Here is a 17,849-nt window from a genome sequence, read left to right as displayed (position 1 = left end):
CGCCGGACCCGTGAAGCCGGGACTGGTCTGCCCCCGGACCTCACGCCCCAGCCGGGCCGGTGCGCGGCACCGAGAGGATCACCCTGAGGCCGTGCGGCTCGTTCGGTACGTATGTGATCGAGCCGTCGCAGGCCGCCAGCAGGGCGCGCGTGATGGAGAGCCCGAGCCCCGAGCCCTTGATGTTCTGATGGCGGCTGCTGCGCCAGAAACGGTCGCCGATCCGGTTGAGTTCCTCCTCGGTGAGGCCGGGCCCCCCGTCCGCGATCTCGACGGTGGTGGCGGAGCCGTTGGCCGCGACCGTCACCGTGACCCGTTCTCCCGCGGGCGTGAACTTCAGCGCGTTGTCGACGACCGCGTCGAGCGCGCTCGACAGCGTCACCGGGTCCGCCCAGGCCGTGGCCGCTGCCGCCCCGGCCATGCGCAGCTCCACCCCCTTGTCCTCGGCGAGCGGCCCCCAGGCCGCGACCCGCTCGGCGACCAGCTCGCCGAGGTCCGTCAGCTGCGGCTCGGCGCCCGAGTGCTCGGCAAGGGCCAGGTCCAGCAGATCGTCGAGGACCCGCGCCAGGCGCTTGCCCTCCGTCTGCACGGAGGCGATCTCCTCGTTGCCCTCGGGCAGCTCGAGCGCGAGAAGCTCGATCCGCAGGAGCAGCGCCGCGAGCGGATTGCGCAGCTGGTGCGAGGCGTCCGCGACGAACGCGCGCTGCTGTTCCAGCACGTCCTCGACATGATCGGCCATCTCGTTGAAGGAGCGGGCCAGCCGCCGCAGCTCCGGCGGCCCGCCCGCGCCCGCGACCCGCGACTTCAGCCGCCCGGTCGCGATGTCGTGCGTCGTCGCGTCCAGATCCCGTACGGGACGCAGCACCCACCCCGTCAGCCGCAGTGCCGCCCCGATCGCCAGGAACATGGCCGCCGTCTCGCCGGCCCCGATCAGGATCCAGCCGCGCAGGATCTTCGAGCGCATCTTGCCGGTGGGGGAGTCGGTGAGGACGACCGCGATCACATCGCCGTCCCGTACCACCGGGGCGGCCACGTACAGGCGGTCGCCCTGCCAGGGCCAGATCTGCCGCGGATCCTGGTTGCTGTGGCCGTAGAGCGCGTCGGTGAAGGCCTCGCGGCCCGCGCCTTCGGCGGGGACGTCCCAGTCGTGCGAGCGGGCCATCACACCGCCCTCGCGGTAGAAGACACCGGCCCGGATGCCGTACACGCTGTGATAGCGCTGCAGGTCGCGGCGCAGGGTCTTGAGTCGCTCGCCCTCCGTCCGTGCCGCATTCGAGCGTTCCGCGACGAACTGGGCGAGCCCGGCGAAACGCGTCGCGTCCTCCAGACGGTCCACGACCACCCGCTGCTGCTGTGCCGCGGCCAGGCTCACCGCGAGCGGAAAGCCCAGGGCCAGCAGGATGGCCGCCATGAGCACGATGAGCAGCGGCAGCAGACGCGTACGCACGCGGCGGGCCTAGGCGGCAGGGGCGACGAGCCGGTAGCCGACGCCGCGCACCGTCTCGATCAGTGCGGGCATCCGCAGTTTCGAGCGCAGCGAGGCCACATGGACCTCCAGGGTCCGGCCGGTGCCCTCCCAGCTGGTCTGCCAGACCTCGCTGATGATCTGCTCGCGCCGGAACACCACCCCGGGGCGCTGGGCGAGCAGCGCGAGCAGGTCGAACTCCTTGCGGGTCAGCTGCACCGACTCGCCCGAGACCGTGACCCGGCGGGTCGGCAGCTCCACATGGACGTCCCCGAGCGTGATGCCCGTCTCGACCGGGCCTGTGGCGTCGTCCTGGTGCGTCCGCCGGCTCACCGCGTGGATACGGGCGAGCAGCTCCCCGGTGTCGTACGGCTTCACGACATAGTCGTCGGCGCCGAGGTTCAGCCCGTGGATACGGCTGCGTATGTCACCACGCGCCGTCACCATGATCACCGGCGTGGTGCTGCGCTTGCGGATCTTGCCGCAGACCTCGTATCCGTCCTGGTCGGGCAGGCCGAGGTCGAGCAGGACGACCCCGAAGGGCGGCTTGTCCGTGGGAAGCAGCGCGTGCAGCGCCTCCTCGCCGTTGCGGGCGTGCACGACGTCGAATCCGTGCCGGGCGAGCACGGCGGACAGCGCGGCCGCCACATGGTCGTCGTCCTCGACCAGCAGTAGTCTCATTCTGTCCCCCTTCCGTTCACCCGTCCCTCGGATGCCCATGCAGTACTGAGGTGCCGACGATGCACCAAGGCAGTCACGCCGATGCACGGCGACGGCGTCAAGGCCGTTCGGTCTGCACGCGGGTTCCGTTATCCAGCCGGTACGCGAAACGCGTGTCCCCTTCACGCAGAGTGTCCGGTTGCGGCCGGATCGTTATGCTCAATTTCCCCTCAGATGTAATGACGCTTGTGAGGAGCGGTTACTACTGTCCTCGCAACCGAGGAGGACGGAGCAGGAACCCCCATGGCCGAAGTATCGGTGACCAAGGACGCCGCGCCGACGGCGGACGAACTGGTCGTGCTGAAGAACGTCAACAAGCACTTCGGCGCGTTGCACGTGCTCCAGGACATCGACCTGACCATCGCCCGCGGTGAGGTCGTCGTCGTGATCGGGCCCTCGGGCTCGGGCAAGTCGACGCTGTGCAGGGCGATCAACCGCCTGGAAGGCATCGACTCAGGAAGCATCTCGCTCGACGGAAAGCCCCTGCCCGCCGAAGGCCGGGAGCTGGCCAAGCTCCGCGCCGACGTCGGCATGGTCTTCCAGTCCTTCAACCTCTTCGCCCACAAGACCGTTCTGGAGAACGTCACGCTGGGCCAGATCAAGGTCCGCAAGAAGTCCAAGGCGGACGCCGAGACGCAGGCGCGCACACTGCTCGACCGGGTCGGCGTCGCCTCCCAGGCGGACAAGTACCCGGCCCAGCTCTCCGGCGGCCAGCAGCAGCGTGTCGCGATCGCCCGCGCTCTGGCCATGGAGCCGAAGGTGATGCTCTTCGACGAGCCGACCTCCGCGCTCGACCCGGAGATGATCAACGAGGTGCTCGAGGTCATGCAGCAGCTCGCCCGCGACGGCATGACCATGGTTGTCGTCACCCACGAGATGGGCTTCGCCCGCTCCGCCGCCAACCGTGTCGTCTTCATGGCGGACGGGCAGATCGTCGAGCAGGCCACCCCGGAGAAGTTCTTCACCGCACCGCGCAGTGACCGGGCCAAGGACTTCCTGTCGAAGATCCTGCACCACTGAGTCCCTGCTTCACTGGGCTCGCACGACCGAGCTGCTGCAACTCACCGAAACGCAAAGGATGTTCACCATGAAGTTCCGTAAGGCGGGCCTCGCCACCGCTACCGCTCTGACCCTCGCGCTCACCGCCTCCGCCTGCGGCGACGGCGGCGACGACAGCGGCGACGGCGGCGACAAGATCAAGGTCGGCATCAAGTTCGACCAGCCCGGCATCGGCCAGAAGACGCCGGACGGGTTCACCGGCTTCGATGTCGACGTCGCCACCTACGTGGCCAAGGAGCTCGGCTACGAGGCCGACCAGATCGAGTGGGTCGAGACCCCGAGCCCCGACCGCGAGAACGCCCTCAAGCGCGGTGACGTCAAGTTCATCGCCGCCTCGTACTCGATCACCGACGAGCGCGACAAGCTCGTCGACTTCGCCGGCCCTTACCTGCTCGCCCACCAGGACCTGCTGGTCAAGGTCGACTCGGACATCTCCAAGGGCACCGACCTCAACGGCAAGAACCTCTGCTCGGTCAGCGGTTCCACCTCGGCGCAGAACGTCAAGAAGGACATCGCCCCCGATGCGAACCTCAAGACGGTCAACACCTACTCCGAGTGCCTCGAGGGCCTGGCCGCCGGCAGCATCGACGCGCTGACCACCGATGACTCGATCCTCGCCGGCTACGCCGCGCAGGACCAGTACAAGGGCAAGTTCAAGCTGGCCGGTCTCGAGCTGAGCAACGAGAACTACGGCATCGGCATCAAGGACGGCGACAAGGAACTCCAGGACAAGATCAACAAGGCGCTCGAGAAGATGGTCGAGGACGGCGCCTGGCAGGACGCCGTCACGAAGAACTTCGGCGACACCTACGAGAACGAGCCGGCGCCGCAGATCGGCAACATCGTCAAGTAGGCCCTGACCGGCGGCCCTCGCGGAACATCCGGCCCCCGGCCGGCCCGCAGGGCACGTTGATCTGACGGTGCGCCGCCCTCGACCGGGGCGGCGCACCGCACCAATCGACACGCGGAAGCGCGGGAGATCGTGTTCGACTTTCTTGAAGGCTACGACCTGCTCGGGGCGTTCTGGACGACGGTGCAGCTCACCGTCTTCTCCGGCATCGGCGCCCTGATCTGGGGCACCATCCTGGCTGCCATGCGGGTCAGCCCGGTTCCGCTGATGCGCGGATTCGGGACCCTGTACGTGAACGTGGTGCGGAACATTCCGCTCACCGTCATCATCGTCTTCACCTCGCTCGGCCTCGCCGACACCCTCGGTGTGACCATGGGCGCGGCCGACGACTTCCAGCTCCAGGGCTTCCGGCTCGCGATCCTCGGCCTCGTCGCGTACACCGCCACGTTCGTCTGCGAATCGCTGCGCTCCGGCATCAACACCGTGCCGGTCGGCCAGGCCGAGGCGGCCCGCGCCATCGGGCTCAACTTCACCCAGGTCCTGACCCTGGTGGTGCTTCCCCAGGCGTTCCGTTCGGTGGTGGGCCCGCTCACCAACGTCCTGATCGCGCTGACGAAGAACACCACGGTCGCTGCGGCCATCGGTGTTACCGAGGCCGCACTCCTGATGAAGGACATCATCGAGACCGAGGCGCAGCTGCTGCTCACCACGGCGGTCTTCGCCTTCGGATTCGTAGTTCTCACCCTGCCGACGGGCATCTTCCTCGGCTGGATCGGCAAGCGCGTGGCGGTGAAGCGATGAGCTCGGTTCTGTACGACATCCCCGGCCCCCGCGCCAAGCGGCGCAACCTGATCTTCTCGGTCGTCTTCCTGGCCCTGCTCGCGCTCCTCGCGTGGTGGGTGATCAGCGTCTTCGCCGACAAGGGCCAGCTGGACTGGGCCAAGTGGGAGCCGTTCACCACCGCCGACGCCTGGACCACGTACCTGCTGCCCGGCCTGGCGAACACGCTCAAGGCGGCCGGCCTGTCGATGGTGATCGCCCTGCCGCTCGGCGCCGTCCTCGGCATCGCGCGGCTCTCGGACCACGCTTGGGTGCGCGCTCCCGCCACCTTCGTCGTGGAGCTCTTCCGGGCCATCCCGGTCCTGATCCTCATGGTGTTCGCCAACCAGTACTACGCGGAGTACTGGTCGCAGACCATCGCCCCCGCGGACCGTCCGATGTTCGCGGTGGTCACCGGTCTGGTGCTCTACAACGCCTCGGTGCTCGCGGAGATCGTCCGGGCCGGCATCCTCTCCCTGCCCAAGGGCCAGAGCGAGGCGGCCAAGGCGATCGGCCTGCGCAAGGGCCAGACGATGCGGGCCGTCCTGCTGCCGCAGGCCGTGACCGCGATGCTGCCGGCCATCGTCAGCCAGCTCGTGGTCGTCGTGAAGGACACGGCGCTCGGCGGCGCGATGCTCGCCTTCACCGAGCTCCTCAACGAGCGCAAGACCCTCTCCGCGTTCTACGGCAACGTGATCCCGAGCTTCATCGTCGTCGCGGTGATCTTCATCATCCTGAACCTCATCCTGACGAGCTTCGCCTCCTGGCTGGAGAAGCGGCTGCGGCAGCGCAAGAAGAGCACCGGCGCGGTGCTCGGCGCCGACGCGGTCGAGGAGGCCGCGATCGCCGGTGCGGCCGGAGCCCCCGGCGCCCCCGGGATTCCCGGCGTCGAGCCTCCGGGCAGCGCGGGGAAGAAGGAGTAGCCGGGTCCGATCCGGCGGTAACCACGGAGGGCAACGGTGATCGCACCGTTGCCCTCCGTGCGTGCTCCGTGCGTGCTCCGTGCGTGCTCCGTGCGTGTTCCGGGCCGCCCCGGCGATGCCTGGGGGCCCTGTCCCCGCCGTACGGGGCTGCCGCCTCGCGCGGCCTCGTAAACTGGATGACCGGCCGTCGTGTGCAGGCGTCGGCCGACGCGGCCCCGGACCCCTCCGGAGCGGCCCCGGACCTCCCGTAGACCATCGTTTGGACTGATCTCTGGCATGTCGGCAACTCCGCGCACGTACGAAGTGAAGACCTACGGCTGTCAGATGAACGTGCACGACAGCGAGCGCCTCTCCGGGCTCCTGGAGGACGCGGGGTACGTCCGCGCGCCCGAGGGTGCCGACGGCGATGCCGACGTGGTCGTGTTCAACACCTGCGCGGTACGGGAGAACGCCGACAACAAGCTGTACGGCAACCTCGGACGCCTCGCCCCCCGCAAGACCACGCGCCCCGGGATGCAGATCGCCGTCGGCGGCTGCCTCGCGCAGAAGGACCGCGAGACCATCGTCAAGAAGGCCCCGTGGGTGGATGTCGTCTTCGGCACCCACAACATCGGCAAGCTGCCGGTGCTCCTGGAGCGCGCCCGCGTCCAGGACGAGGCGCAGGTCGAGATCGCCGAATCCCTGGAGGCCTTCCCCTCCACGCTGCCGACCCGCCGTGAGAGCGCCTACGCGGCATGGGTGTCGATCTCCGTCGGCTGCAACAACACCTGCACCTTCTGCATCGTCCCCGCCCTGCGCGGCAAGGAGAAGGACCGCAGGACCGGCGACATCCTCGCCGAGATCGAGGCACTGGTCGCCGAGGGCGTCTCGGAGATCACGCTGCTCGGGCAGAACGTGAACGCGTACGGGTCGGACATCGGCGACCGAGAGGCGTTCAGCAAGCTCCTGCGGGCCTGCGGGAAGATCGAGGGCCTGGAGCGGGTGCGCTTCACCTCGCCGCACCCGCGCGACTTCACGGACGACGTGATCGCGGCGATGGCCGAGACGCCGAACGTGATGCCGCAGCTGCACATGCCGCTGCAGTCCGGCTCGGACACCGTCCTCAAGGCGATGCGGCGCTCGTACCGGCAGGAGCGTTTCCTCGGGATCATCGAGAAGGTGCGGGCCGCGATGCCGGACGCCGCGATCTCCACGGACATCATCGTCGGCTTCCCCGGCGAGACCGAGGAGGACTTCGAGCAGACGATGCACGTGGTGCGCGAGGCCCGCTTCACCAACGCGTTCACCTTCCAGTACTCCAAGCGTCCCGGTACGCCGGCGGCCGAGATGGACGGACAGATCCCCAAGGAGGTCGTGCAGGCGCGCTACGAGCGTCTCGTCGCGCTCCAGGAGGAGATCTCCTGGGCGGAGAACAAGAAGCAGGTCGGGCGCGTCCTCGAGCTGATGGTCGCGGAGGGCGAGGGGCGCAAGGACGACTCCACGCACCGGCTGTCCGGGCGGGCACCCGACAACCGGCTCGTGCACTTCACGAAGCCGGAGCAGGAGGTGCGGCCCGGCGATGTGGTGACCGTCGAGGTCACGTACGCGGCGCCGCACCATCTGCTGGCCGAGGGGCCGGTGCGGGCGGTGCGCCGGACGGCGGCTGGGGACGCGTGGGAGCGGCGCAACGCGGCGCCGAAGGCGCCGGCCGGCGCGGGCGTGATGCTGGGGCTGCCGGGTATCGGCGCGCCGGCGCCGGTCGCCGCGCCGACTGGGCCGGGGTGCGGTTGCGACTGATCCTGTCGCGTTGAACGCGGACACCCCTGTACGCGGACACCCCTGAACGAGGGCACCCCTGAACGAGGGCACCCCTGAACGCGGGACGGGACGACTGCTGTCGCACAGGTTCGAGGTGCCGAACGGGTTCGAGGTGCCGCACGGGCTCACCGTTGGGGTGGTCGACCCAGTACCCTGCCGATCATGCTCGTCGCCGCAGCCGTCTGTCCCTGCCCGCCCCTGCTGGTGCCCGCCGTCGCCGCCGGTGCCGCGTCCGAGCTCGACGGTGTCCGTACGGCCTGTGCCGATGCCATCGCCGTGCTCGCCGCCGCCCGCCCGGACAAGCTGATCGTGGTCGGTCCCGCCGAGCAGGGCGGGCGCGGGCCGCATCCCCAGGGGACAGTGGGCGGGTTCGACGGCTTCGGCGTGGATCTCCGCGTACAGCTGGGCGAGGGGGAGCCCAGGGGCGCCCTGCCGGGCTCGCTGGCCGTGGCGGCCTGGCTGCTGCAGCGGGAGCGCTGGGCCGGGGCCGTGGAGGGGCTCGGCGTCGGTGAACCCCTCGCGCCCGAGCGCTGTTTCGAGGTGGGCGCCGATCTCGCCGGACAGGCGGAGCGGGTGGCGCTGCTGGTGATGGGCGACGGCAGCGCTCGCCGGTCACTCAAGGCGCCGGGCTATCTGGACGAGCGTGCGGAAGCCTTCGACGCGGCGGCGGCCCGTGCGCTAGGCGCCGCGGATGTCTCCGCGCTCAAGGAACTGGACGCGGAGCTCGCCCAGGAGCTGCAGGCGGCCGGGCGCGCCGCGTGGCAGCTGCTCGCGGGCGCCGCGGAGGGCGCGGGCCTGAGCGGCACGCTGCTGTACGACGAGGCTCCGTACGGGGTCGGGTACATGGTCGCGGCCTGGTCCTGAGCTGGCCTTCGAGGCGCGGCCCGGTTCCTGGTCCTGAGCTGAGCTTCGAGGCGCGGCCTGCTCCCTGAGCCCGAGCCCTTGAGCCTCAAAGGCCCCGAGCTCCCGAGCCCCGAGCTCCCGAGCCCCGAGCTTCCGAGCCCGAGCTTCCGAGCCCCGAGCCCCGATCTCTGAGGCCCGATCCCTGAGCGACCGACGGCCGGGGGTGCCATCCCACGGCCGTCGGTCGGTGTGCCGTCTCAGGCGGCGGTCTCAGGAGGCCGGCGGCGTCGGCGTTCCGTCGGCATCCGGAGAGCCCGGCTCGGACCGCTCCTACTTGCGGACCGCGTCACCAGCCTCATCGCGGGCTTCGTCACCGGCCGTGTCACCGGCCGCGTCACCAGGGCCGACCGTCGTTTCGCCGCCGGCCTTGTTGTCCGGCGCCCGGTCCGGCGACTGCTGCTTCGGGATCTCGACCGGGCCGGCGGCGGCGACCGCCCCGGCGGCCTGGCCCGCGGGCTGCTCCGTGGTCTCCGAAGCCGGTTCCGTCGTGCCCGCGGCGGCGGTCCCGGCGGCCCCGGCGGCCGCACCGGCCTCCGGCTCGGCCGTCGGATCGGCCGTCAGGGTGGCAGTGCCGGTCTCGGCCGTTGACGCGGCCTCGGTCTCCTTGCCCCTGCGACGGAACCGTGCAAAAACGCCCATTTCAACTCCAAACCTAGTCATGCGAGTGAAATCCCGCGCCGCCCGGTGGGTCTCCTTGTGTCCTCCGGGGCCCCGGTTCTCGAAACCGGCGGCTGGGACCTCGCAACGGCAAACGAAGGCGAACCCGTGGTGTCACGTAGCTCGTTCGAGTACGTGCCCGGCGCCTGCGAGACTGGTCAGGTGAGTACCGCAGCAGCCACGCCCCAGTCAGGGCCCCGCGTCATCGCCGTCGTCGGGCCCACCGCCGCCGGCAAATCGGATCTCGGCGTCTTTCTCGCACGCGAACTCGGCGGCGAAGTCGTCAACGCGGACTCCATGCAGCTCTATCGCGGGATGGACATCGGCACCGCGAAGCTGACGCTCGAGGAGCGCGGCGGCATCGCGCACCACCTTCTCGACATCTGGGACGTCACCGAGGCGGCCAGTGTCGCGGAGTACCAGAAGCTGGCCCGCGCCGAGATCGACCGGCTGCTCGCCGCGGGCCGCTGGCCGATCCTCGTCGGCGGCTCGGGCCTGTACATCCGCGGCGCGGTCGACCAGCTCGAATTCCCCGGTACGGATCCGGCGGTGCGCGCGCGTCTGGAGGAGGAGCTGGCCCTGCGCGGCTCCGGGGCGCTGCACGCCCGCCTCGCCGCCGCCGACCCCGATGCGGCCAGGGCGATCCTGCCGAGCAACGGTCGCCGTATCGTGCGCGCCCTCGAAGTCATCGAGATCACCGGACAGCCCTTCACCGCCAACCTGCCCGGCCACGACTCCGTCTACGACACCGTCCAGATCGGCGTGGACGTGGCGCGTCCCGAGCTCGACGAGCGGATCGCGCTGCGGGTCGACCGGATGTGGGAGGCCGGGCTCGTCGACGAGGTGCGCGCCCTGGAGGCGCAGGGGCTGCGCGAGGGCAGGACCGCCTCGCGGGCCCTCGGTTACCAGCAGGTGCTGGCCGCGCTCGCCGGGGAGTGCACCGAACAGGAGGCGCGCGTCGAGACCGTGCGCGCCACCAAGCGTTTCGCGCGCCGCCAGGACTCCTGGTTCCGGCGCGATCCGCGTGTGCACTGGCTCAGCGGGGCGGCCGGTGATCGCGGGGAACTCCCGACCCATGCACTGGCGTTGATCGAACGAGCGGTTACAGCCTGATCACGTGATGGCATCGGGACGCTCCGGCGGTCATCGGGGCGTGACCGCCCGTGCCATCATCAAGCTTCGATCGACCGTGAAAGCCAGTTGGGAGGGCACGTGGCGATGGAGGCCGGCCCTCGCGACACCGCACACGACGAGCAGGGGCAGGGGCGAGGGCAGATGAGCCCCGGAGCTCAGGAGCGTCCGGATTCCGAGACGCACCCCGAAGGCGCCGAAGCGCTGTCCGTGCAGGGGCGCGACGGGCTGCACGAGTCGGAGGACACCACGGGCGACACCGTGGTTCCCGACGGGCCCGACCCGGAGGAGGAAGCCGCCGCGCTCGCCGCCTCCGAGGTCGAGGTGGAGCTGCGCCCGCAGCGCAAGCTCCGGATCTGGCAGATCGCCCCGATCGTGGTCCTGGCCACGCTCGGCTCACTGATGTTCGCCTTCCCGCTCGCCTTCGCCTTCGACGACGGCGGCGCCGTGGTCGCCATGCTCGGGCTGCTGATCAGCTGCTGCGCGGCCGGCTGGGGTGTCATGGCGGCCCGCCGCGTCGGCCACACCTGGCCAGGGCTCCCGGCCCGCGGCTCCGGGAACCGCCCGGACTGGCGGGTGGTGCTCACGTACACCACGGTCGTCGGCGTGCTGGCCGTGCTGGCCGTATGGCGGGTCGCGCGGCTGCGCTAGGGGGCGTGCCCCGGCTTTCCGGGATCAAGCTGTCGGCGCGGTGGGCTGCGGTGGTCCGCGCCCGGTCTGCGGGGCGGTTGCGTACCATCGAGGAATGAGCATCCCCTTCCTCAAGGGTCACGGAACGCAGAACGACTTCGTGATCGTGCCCGATCCGGACAATGCCATCGCGCTGAGCCCGCGCGCCGTTGCCGCGCTCTGCGACCGGCGGGCCGGAATCGGCGGGGACGGGCTCATCCACGTGGTGCGCTCGGCCGCGCACCCCGAGGCCGCGCACCTGGCGGGCGAGGCCGAGTGGTTCATGGACTACCGCAACGGTGACGGCTCCGTCGCCGAGATGTGCGGCAACGGCGTCCGCGTCTTCGCCCACTATCTGCGGCGCGCCGGCCATGTCGAGGCCGGTGACCTCGCCGTCGCCACCCGCGGCGGCATCAAGCGCGTGCACATCGCCAAGGACGGCCAGGGCAGCCGGGACGGCCAGGGCAGCCGGGACGACCGGGGCGCCGCGGACGGCGAAGGCACCGACGGTGCCGAGGAGGCCGCCATCACGGTCGCCATGGGCAGGGCCGCCTTCCCCGAGGAGCAGGCCACCGTCACCGTCGGAGCACACAGCTGGCCCGCCCGCAATGTGAACATGGGCAATCCGCACGCCGTCGCCTTCATCGACGACCTCGACCAGGCCGGCGACCTCTTCACCCCGCCGCCCTTCGCCCCCGCCGAGGTCTACCCGGACGGCGTGAACATCGAGTTCGTCGTCGACCGCGGCAAGCGCCATGTGGCGTTGCGCGTCCACGAGCGAGGCGTCGGCGAGACCCGCTCCTGCGGCACGGGGGCATGTGCGGTCGCCGTCGCCACGGCCCGCCGCGACGGCCTCGACCCCTCCGTCACGGGTGCCCCCGTCACGTACACCGTCGATGTCCCCGGCGGACGCCTGGTGATCACCGAGGGGGTCGACGGCGAGATCGAGATGACCGGGCCCGCGGCGATCGTCGCCGAAGGCGAGATCAGTTCTGAATGGTTCGAAACCCTTGACGCCTGAACGTTCGCTCGAATGGGTGATCCGTTTCACGCTCGGCGAGAGCCGGTGAGCACCGCGTGATGGGGTCGGTAGCATCAAGCACCGGCCCGGACGGCGCGGTCCCCGGATCAGTGTCCGCACCATGGATACGTCGCCCCGTTCCCGAGGGTGCCGGTCGACGCAGCCGGAGGTGCCCATGAGTGCAGAGGCGACAGGCCCCATGAGCCCGGGCGCGCCCCGCAGGCGCGGCCGCCCCCGGCTCGACCTGCGCAGGCTCGGCTGGGCCGCGCTCCTCGGCTCGCCCGCGCGTGACCGGCTGCCCGATGCGATCGCCCATGTGGTCGAGGCACACCGCGTCCACCACCCCGATGCCGGGACCGACGCGCTGCGCCGCGCCTATGTGCTCGCCGAGTCCTCGCACCGCGGGCAGATGCGCAAGAGCGGTGAGCCGTACATCACGCATCCGCTCGCCGTGACCCTGATCCTGGCCCAGCTCGGCGCCGAGACCACCACCCTGGTGGCGTCGTTGCTGCATGACACGGTCGAGGACACGGAGGTGACCCTCGACCAGGTGCGGGCGGAGTTCGGCGAGGAGGTCTGCTATCTCGTCGACGGCGTCACCAAGCTGGAGAAGGTCGGCTACGGCGCGGCAGCCGAGCCCGAGACCTTCCGCAAGATGCTCGTCGCCACCGGCAACGACGTACGCGTGATGTCGATCAAACTCGCCGACCGGCTGCACAACATGCGCACCCTCGGCGTGATGCGCCCCGAGAAACAGGCGCGGATCGCCAAGGTGACCAGGGACGTACTGATCCCGCTCGCCGAACGGCTCGGTGTCCAGGCCCTCAAGACCGAACTCGAGGACCTGGTCTTCGCGATCCTGCACCCCGAGGAGTACGCGAGGACGAAGGCCCTGATCGTCGAGAACGAGCGCGGCGCCGATCCGCTCGCCGCCACCGCCGACGACGTACGCGAAGTGCTGCGCGCGGCCGGGATCGAGGCCGAAGTCCTCATCAGACCGCGCCACTTCGTCTCGGTGCACCGGGTGCGGATGAAGCGCGGCGAGCTGCGCGGCGCCGACTTCGGGCGCCTGCTCGTGCTCGTGGGCGAGGACGCCGACTGCTACGGGGTGCTCGGCGAACTGCACACCTGCTTCACGCCGGTGATCTCGGAGTTCAAGGACTTCATCGCGGCACCGAAGTTCAACCTGTACCAGTCGCTGCACACGGCTGTGGTGGGGCGCGGCGGCGAGGTGGCCGAAGTCCTCATCCGTACGCAGCAGATGCACAAGGTCGCGGAGGCGGGCGTCGTGGCGCTCGGCAATCCCTACGCGCCCTCGGTTGAGGCCGATGCGCTCCCCGGCGGCGCGGGGGCGGGCGCAGGGGGACCGGAGGGCGACGGCGGGGGTGCGACGACCGGAGGGACCCTGGCCGCAGGCGCCGACGGCGAGCGCGCCGACCCGACCCGCCCCGGCTGGTTGTCCCGGCTGCTCGACTGGCAGCAGTCCGCGCCCGATCCCGACACCTTCTGGAGCTCGCTGCGCGAAGAGCTCGCCCAGGACCGGGAGATCACCGTCTACCGCGCCGAGGGCGGCACTCTCGGTCTGCCCGCGGGCGCGACCTGCGTGGACGCGGCCTATGCGCAGTACGGCGAGGGCGCGCACTGCTGCATCGGCGTACGCGTCAACGACCGGCTGACCGCGCTCAGCACCGCCCTGCGCGACGGCGACACCGTACAGATCCTGCTCGCCCCCCGCGAAGCCGGCTCCGGGCCCGATCCGGAGTGGCTCGATCACGCCCGTACGCCCGCGGCCCGTATCGCCATCAAGGGCTGGCTGGCCGCACACCCCGACGGACCCCCCACCGGTGAACCGGCCGAGCCCCGGCCCGGGCTCACCGTCGCGGGCGCACGGCACAGCGCCGCCAACGCCGTGGCCGAGCTGCCCGGCGCCACCGTGCGTCTCGCGGGCTGCTGCACACCGGTGCCGCCCGATGCCATCACGGGCTTCGCGGTCCGCGGCAATGTCGTGACCGTGCACCGCACCGGCTGTCCCGCCGTCGGCCGGATGGCCGCGGTCGGGCGCGGGCCCGTCGGCGTGCGCTGGGTCGATTCGGCGCAGTGCCGGGTGACGCTGACCGCGGAATCCTTCGGGCGGCCGCATCTGCTCGCCGATCTGACCGAGGCCATCGCGTTGGAGGGCGTGGCGATCGTCTCGGCGACCGTCGACCCGCCCGTCGAGGGCCGCGTACGCCATACGTACACGCTGCAACTCCCGGACGCCGCACGGCTTCCCGGCCTGATGCGGGCCATGCGCAAGGTCGGGGGCGTGTACGACGTGAGCCGGGCGCAGCATCAGGCGGCGGCCACCTCGTGAGTCGGGCAGCCGACCTGTAGATCCCCCTGAAGACCCGTAGATCCCCCTGAAGATGAAGACCCGTAGATCCGCTTGAAGATGAAGACCCGTAGATCCGCTTGAAGCCCCGTGGATCCGCCTGAACCGGTGGGCCCGCCGTGAACGCGTCGACCCGGTGCCTTCCTCCGCACCCCGTTCGGGTGGGTGTCGCTCGCGCCGTCGCCACGTGCGGGCCGCGCGCTGGTAGCCGTGGTCCATGCTGCTCACGTTCCGTCGCAAGCCGGGCCGCAGGTCCGGCCCGAAGGCCGCGCTCCTGGCGGCCGCCTCGCTGTCCCTGCTCGCCGCGAGCGCGCCCTCACCCGCCGCGCCGCTCGGCATCGGCGATCCGCTGTTCCCGCACCTCGGCAACCCCGGCTACGACGTCCGCGCCTACGACATCGCGCTCACCTACCGCGGCACCGGCACCGCGCCGCTCGACGCCGTGACGAAGATCGACGCGGTGACCACCGAGCCGCTGGAGCGGGTCAATCTCGACTTCGCCCAGGGCGAGGTGCGCTCGGTCGAGGTCAACGGGACACGGGCCCGGTTCCGGAGCATGGACGAGGACCTGATCATCACACCCGGCAGCCCTCTGCCCGCCGGCAGCCCGCTGCGCGTGACCGTCCGCCACACCAGCGACCCCACCCCCGACGAACCCTACGAGGGCGGCTGGGTGCGCACCGGCGACGGGCTGGTCATGGCGAACCAGGCGGACGCCGCACACCTGGTCTTCCCGAGCAACGACCACCCCTCCGACAAGGCGCAGTTCACCTTCCGCGTGACCGCACCGCGCGCGTACACCGTGGTCGCCAACGGGCTGCCGGCCGGCCGTGAGAACTCCGGGTCCGCCACGACCTGGACGTACCGCACCGTGCACCCCATGGCCACCGAACTCGCCCAGGTGGCCATTGGCCGCTCCTCGGTCGTACGGCGCGAAGGGCCGCACGGGCTGCCGCTGCGGGATGTGGTGCCCGAGGCGGACCGGGTGGAGCTGGAACCCTGGCTGCGGAAGACGCCGGAGCAGATCTCCTGGATGGAGCGGAGGATCGGGCCCTACCCGTTCGCGACGTACGGGATCCTCGTCGCCGATGCGGAGACGGGCTTCGCGCTGGAGACGCAGACGCTGTCGCTCTTCGAACGCGCGCTGTTCACCTCGCGCGGCTATCCCGAGTGGTACGTCGAGTCGATCATGGTCCATGAGCTGGCCCACCAGTGGTTCGGCAACAGCGTCACCCCCCACCGCTGGTCCGATCTGTGGCTCAACGAGGGCCATGCCACCTGGTACGAGGCGCTGTACGCGGAGGAGAAGGCGGGGCTGCGCCTGGAGGACCGGATGCGCCGGGCCTATGCGAAGTCCGACCGGTGGCGCGCCGCGGGCGGCCCGCCGGCCGCGCCGGAGCCGCCTTCGCCCGGGCAGAAGATCAGCCTCTTCCGGCCGGTCGTGTACGACGGGAGCGCGCTGGTCCTGTACGCGCTGCGGCAGGAGATCGGCGAGCGGGCCTTCGAGAGCCTGGAGCGGATGTGGGTCGACCTGCACGCCGACGGCGTGGCGAGGACGACCGACTTCATCGCCCTCGCCTCCGACGTCTCCGGCCGCGATCTCACTGCCTTCTTCGAGGCGTGGCTGTACGGGGAGAAGACGCCACCGATGCCGGGGCACCCGGAGTGGACGGCCGAGAAGGCCGGATGAGGTGCCCGGTACCGAGGAAAAGCCGGATGACGAGACGGCCCGTGCCGTGCCACCATCGATCCCGTCGACGGCGCACCGAGCCCCCGGGCATCCCGGGAGCGAGGGCGTACGAGGCCCCGGGCATCCCGGGGCCGAGGGCGCACGGAGCCCCTGGGAATCCTGGGGCCACGGCAATCGTTGACAATAAGCGCGGGGCCGCCCGCTCAGGGGCACCCGCATCCATCTCGACCAAAGGATCCACTTGACCTTCTCTTCCACTTCCCAGGACGCGCAGGACCCGCAGCACGCCGAAGGCAACAACCTCGCGCCGAGCCTCCCCGAAGGACTTCGGGCCGAAGCCCTGATGGAAGAGGACGTCGCCTGGAGCCAGGAGATCGACTCCGCGCGGGACGGTGAGCAGTACGACCGTTCCGAGCGAGCCGCCCTGCGTCGTGTGGCGGGCCTGTCCACCGAGCTCGAGGACGTCACCGAGGTCGAGTACCGCCAGCTCCGCCTGGAGCGCGTGGTGCTCGTCGGTGTGTGGACCACGGGCACCCTCCAGGACGCGGAGAACTCCCTCGCGGAGCTCGCCGCCCTCGCCGAGACGGCGGGTGCCCTGGTGCTCGACGGTGTCTTCCAGCGGCGCGACAAGCCCGACCCGGCCACGTACATCGGCTCCGGCAAGGCGCTCGAGCTGCGCGACATCGTCCTCGAAACCGGGGCCGACACCGTCGTCTGCGACGGTGAGCTCAGCCCGGGACAGCTCATCCACCTCGAGGACGTCGTCAAGGTCAAGGTGGTCGACCGGACCGCCCTGATCCTCGACATCTTCGCCCAGCACGCCAAGTCCCGAGAGGGCAAGGCGCAGGTGGCGCTCGCGCAGATGCAGTACATGCTGCCGCGGCTGCGCGGCTGGGGACAGTCGCTCTCCCGGCAGATGGGCGGCGGCGGCGGTGGCGGCATGGCCACGCGTGGCCCCGGCGAGACCAAGATCGAGACGGACCGGCGACGGATCCGCGAGAAGATGGCGAAGATGCGCCGGGAGATCGCGGAGATGAAGACGGGCCGCGACATCAAGCGCCAGGAGCGCAAGCGCAACAAGGTGCCCTCGGTCGCGATCGCGGGCTACACCAACGCGGGCAAGTCCTCGCTCCTCAACCGGCTCACGGGGGCGGGTGTCCTCGTGGAGAACGCCCTGTTCGCCACCCTCGACCCCACCGTCCGCAAGGCGGAGACGCCGAGCGGCCGGGTCTACACCCTCGCGGACACCGTCGGATTCGTCCGTCATCTGCCGCACCACCTGGTCGAGGCCTTCCGCTCCACGATGGAGGAGGTCGGCGAGTCCGACCTCATCCTGCACGTGGTGGACGGCTCGCACCCGGCGCCGGAGGAGCAGCTCGCGGCGGTACGTGAGGTGATCCGGGATGTCGGCGCCACCGACGTACCGGAGATCGTCGTGATCAACAAGGCGGATCTGGCGGACCCGCTCGTCCTGCAGCGCCTGCTGCGGATCGAGAAGCGCGCCTTCGCGGTCTCGGCCCGTACGGGAGAGGGCATCGACAAGCTCCTCGCCCTCATCGACGCCGAGCTGCCGCGTCCGTCGGTCGAGATCGACGCCCTGGTCCCGTACACCCAGGGCGCCCTCATCGCCCGCGCCCATGCCGAGGGCGAGGTCCTCTCGGAGGAGCACACGGAGGAGGGCACGCGGCTCAAGGCCCTGGTCCACGAGGAGCTGGCCGCGGAACTTTCCACGTTCGTCCCGGCCAGTCACTGACCACCGGCCGTGAACTGACCGTCG

At 70.7% G+C, this 17,849-nt stretch carries 15 protein-coding genes; 12 read left to right on the top strand and 3 right to left on the bottom strand.

What is annotated here, in order from left to right; genetic code table 11:
• Nucleotides 1-40: 40 nt before the first annotated feature.
• On the bottom strand, nt 41-1,444 hold the full coding sequence (locus ACLF6P_RS08845) for a sensor histidine kinase (protein ID WP_415949305.1): 1,404 nt from the start codon (nt 1,442-1,444) through the stop codon (nt 41-43).
• A gap of 9 nt (nt 1,445-1,453) precedes the next feature.
• Nucleotides 1,454-2,143: a response regulator transcription factor gene (locus tag ACLF6P_RS08840; RefSeq protein WP_415949304.1), complete on the bottom strand. Its 690-nt coding sequence runs from the start codon at nt 2,141-2,143 to the stop codon at nt 1,454-1,456.
• A 282-nt stretch (nt 2,144-2,425) separates the two neighbouring features.
• Here ACLF6P_RS08840 and ACLF6P_RS08835 point away from each other — a divergent pair, with 282 nt between their 5' ends.
• From ACLF6P_RS08835 to ACLF6P_RS08810, 6 genes are all read left to right on the top strand, one after another.
• Nucleotides 2,426-3,202: an amino acid ABC transporter ATP-binding protein gene (locus ACLF6P_RS08835; protein ID WP_415949303.1), complete on the top strand. Its 777-nt coding sequence runs from the start codon at nt 2,426-2,428 to the stop codon at nt 3,200-3,202.
• A 67-nt stretch (nt 3,203-3,269) separates the two neighbouring features.
• Nucleotides 3,270-4,094, top strand: coding sequence for a glutamate ABC transporter substrate-binding protein (locus ACLF6P_RS08830; protein ID WP_415949302.1), 825 nt, complete (start codon nt 3,270-3,272; stop codon nt 4,092-4,094).
• 129 nt (nt 4,095-4,223) lie between these two features.
• Complete coding sequence (locus ACLF6P_RS08825) at nt 4,224-4,892, top strand: amino acid ABC transporter permease (RefSeq protein ID WP_415949301.1); 669 nt, start codon at nt 4,224-4,226, stop codon at nt 4,890-4,892.
• Nucleotides 4,889-5,833 (top strand): amino acid ABC transporter permease, encoded by a 945-nt coding sequence (locus tag ACLF6P_RS08820; RefSeq protein ID WP_415949300.1) that lies wholly within the window; start codon nt 4,889-4,891, stop codon nt 5,831-5,833. The genes ACLF6P_RS08825 and ACLF6P_RS08820 overlap by 4 nt, the downstream gene beginning before the upstream one ends.
• A 276-nt stretch (nt 5,834-6,109) precedes the next feature.
• Nucleotides 6,110-7,609, top strand: coding sequence for a tRNA (N6-isopentenyl adenosine(37)-C2)-methylthiotransferase MiaB (miaB, locus tag ACLF6P_RS08815; protein WP_415949299.1), 1,500 nt, complete (start codon nt 6,110-6,112; stop codon nt 7,607-7,609).
• A 183-nt stretch (nt 7,610-7,792) separates the two neighbouring features.
• Nucleotides 7,793-8,494 (top strand): class III extradiol dioxygenase subunit B-like domain-containing protein, encoded by a 702-nt coding sequence (locus ACLF6P_RS08810; RefSeq protein WP_415949298.1) that lies wholly within the window; start codon nt 7,793-7,795, stop codon nt 8,492-8,494.
• Nucleotides 8,495-8,803: 309 nt separating this feature from the next.
• On the opposite strand, the gene ACLF6P_RS08805 is transcribed toward ACLF6P_RS08810, so the two are convergent.
• Entirely contained in the window at nt 8,804-9,172 is a 369-nt protein-coding gene (locus tag ACLF6P_RS08805; RefSeq protein ID WP_415949297.1) for a hypothetical protein, read from the bottom strand.
• Between the two features lie 180 nt (nt 9,173-9,352).
• Between ACLF6P_RS08805 and miaA the strand changes: the two genes are divergently transcribed.
• From miaA to hflX, 6 genes are all read left to right on the top strand, one after another.
• Complete coding sequence (miaA, locus tag ACLF6P_RS08800) at nt 9,353-10,303, top strand: tRNA (adenosine(37)-N6)-dimethylallyltransferase MiaA (protein ID WP_415949296.1); 951 nt, start codon at nt 9,353-9,355, stop codon at nt 10,301-10,303.
• Nucleotides 10,304-10,408: 105 nt separating this feature from the next.
• Nucleotides 10,409-10,972 carry a hypothetical protein gene (locus tag ACLF6P_RS08795; RefSeq protein ID WP_415949348.1) on the top strand — a complete coding sequence of 188 codons (564 nt, stop codon included), beginning with the start codon at nt 10,409-10,411 and terminating at the stop codon, nt 10,970-10,972.
• A gap of 94 nt (nt 10,973-11,066) precedes the next feature.
• Complete coding sequence (gene dapF / locus ACLF6P_RS08790; RefSeq protein WP_415949295.1) at nt 11,067-12,011, top strand: diaminopimelate epimerase; 945 nt, start codon at nt 11,067-11,069, stop codon at nt 12,009-12,011.
• Nucleotides 12,012-12,186: 175 nt separating this feature from the next.
• Nucleotides 12,187-14,364: a RelA/SpoT family protein gene (locus ACLF6P_RS08785; RefSeq protein ID WP_415949294.1), complete on the top strand. Its 2,178-nt coding sequence runs from the start codon at nt 12,187-12,189 to the stop codon at nt 14,362-14,364.
• Between the two features lie 235 nt (nt 14,365-14,599).
• Nucleotides 14,600-16,072: a M1 family metallopeptidase gene (locus tag ACLF6P_RS08780; protein WP_415949293.1), complete on the top strand. Its 1,473-nt coding sequence runs from the start codon at nt 14,600-14,602 to the stop codon at nt 16,070-16,072.
• Between the two features lie 241 nt (nt 16,073-16,313).
• The gene (hflX, locus tag ACLF6P_RS08775; RefSeq protein WP_415949292.1) at nt 16,314-17,825 is read left to right on the top strand and encodes a GTPase HflX; all 1,512 of its coding nucleotides are present in this window, start codon (nt 16,314-16,316) and stop codon (nt 17,823-17,825) included.
• Nucleotides 17,826-17,849: the final 24 nt, after the last annotated feature.

The sequence above is a fragment of the Streptomyces lothianensis genome, from assembly GCF_047779955.1.
Lineage (GTDB): Bacteria > Actinomycetota > Actinomycetes > Streptomycetales > Streptomycetaceae > Streptomyces.
The sequence above is the reverse complement of the archived record's forward strand: the minus strand, read 5'-3'. Positions and strand labels throughout refer to the sequence as shown.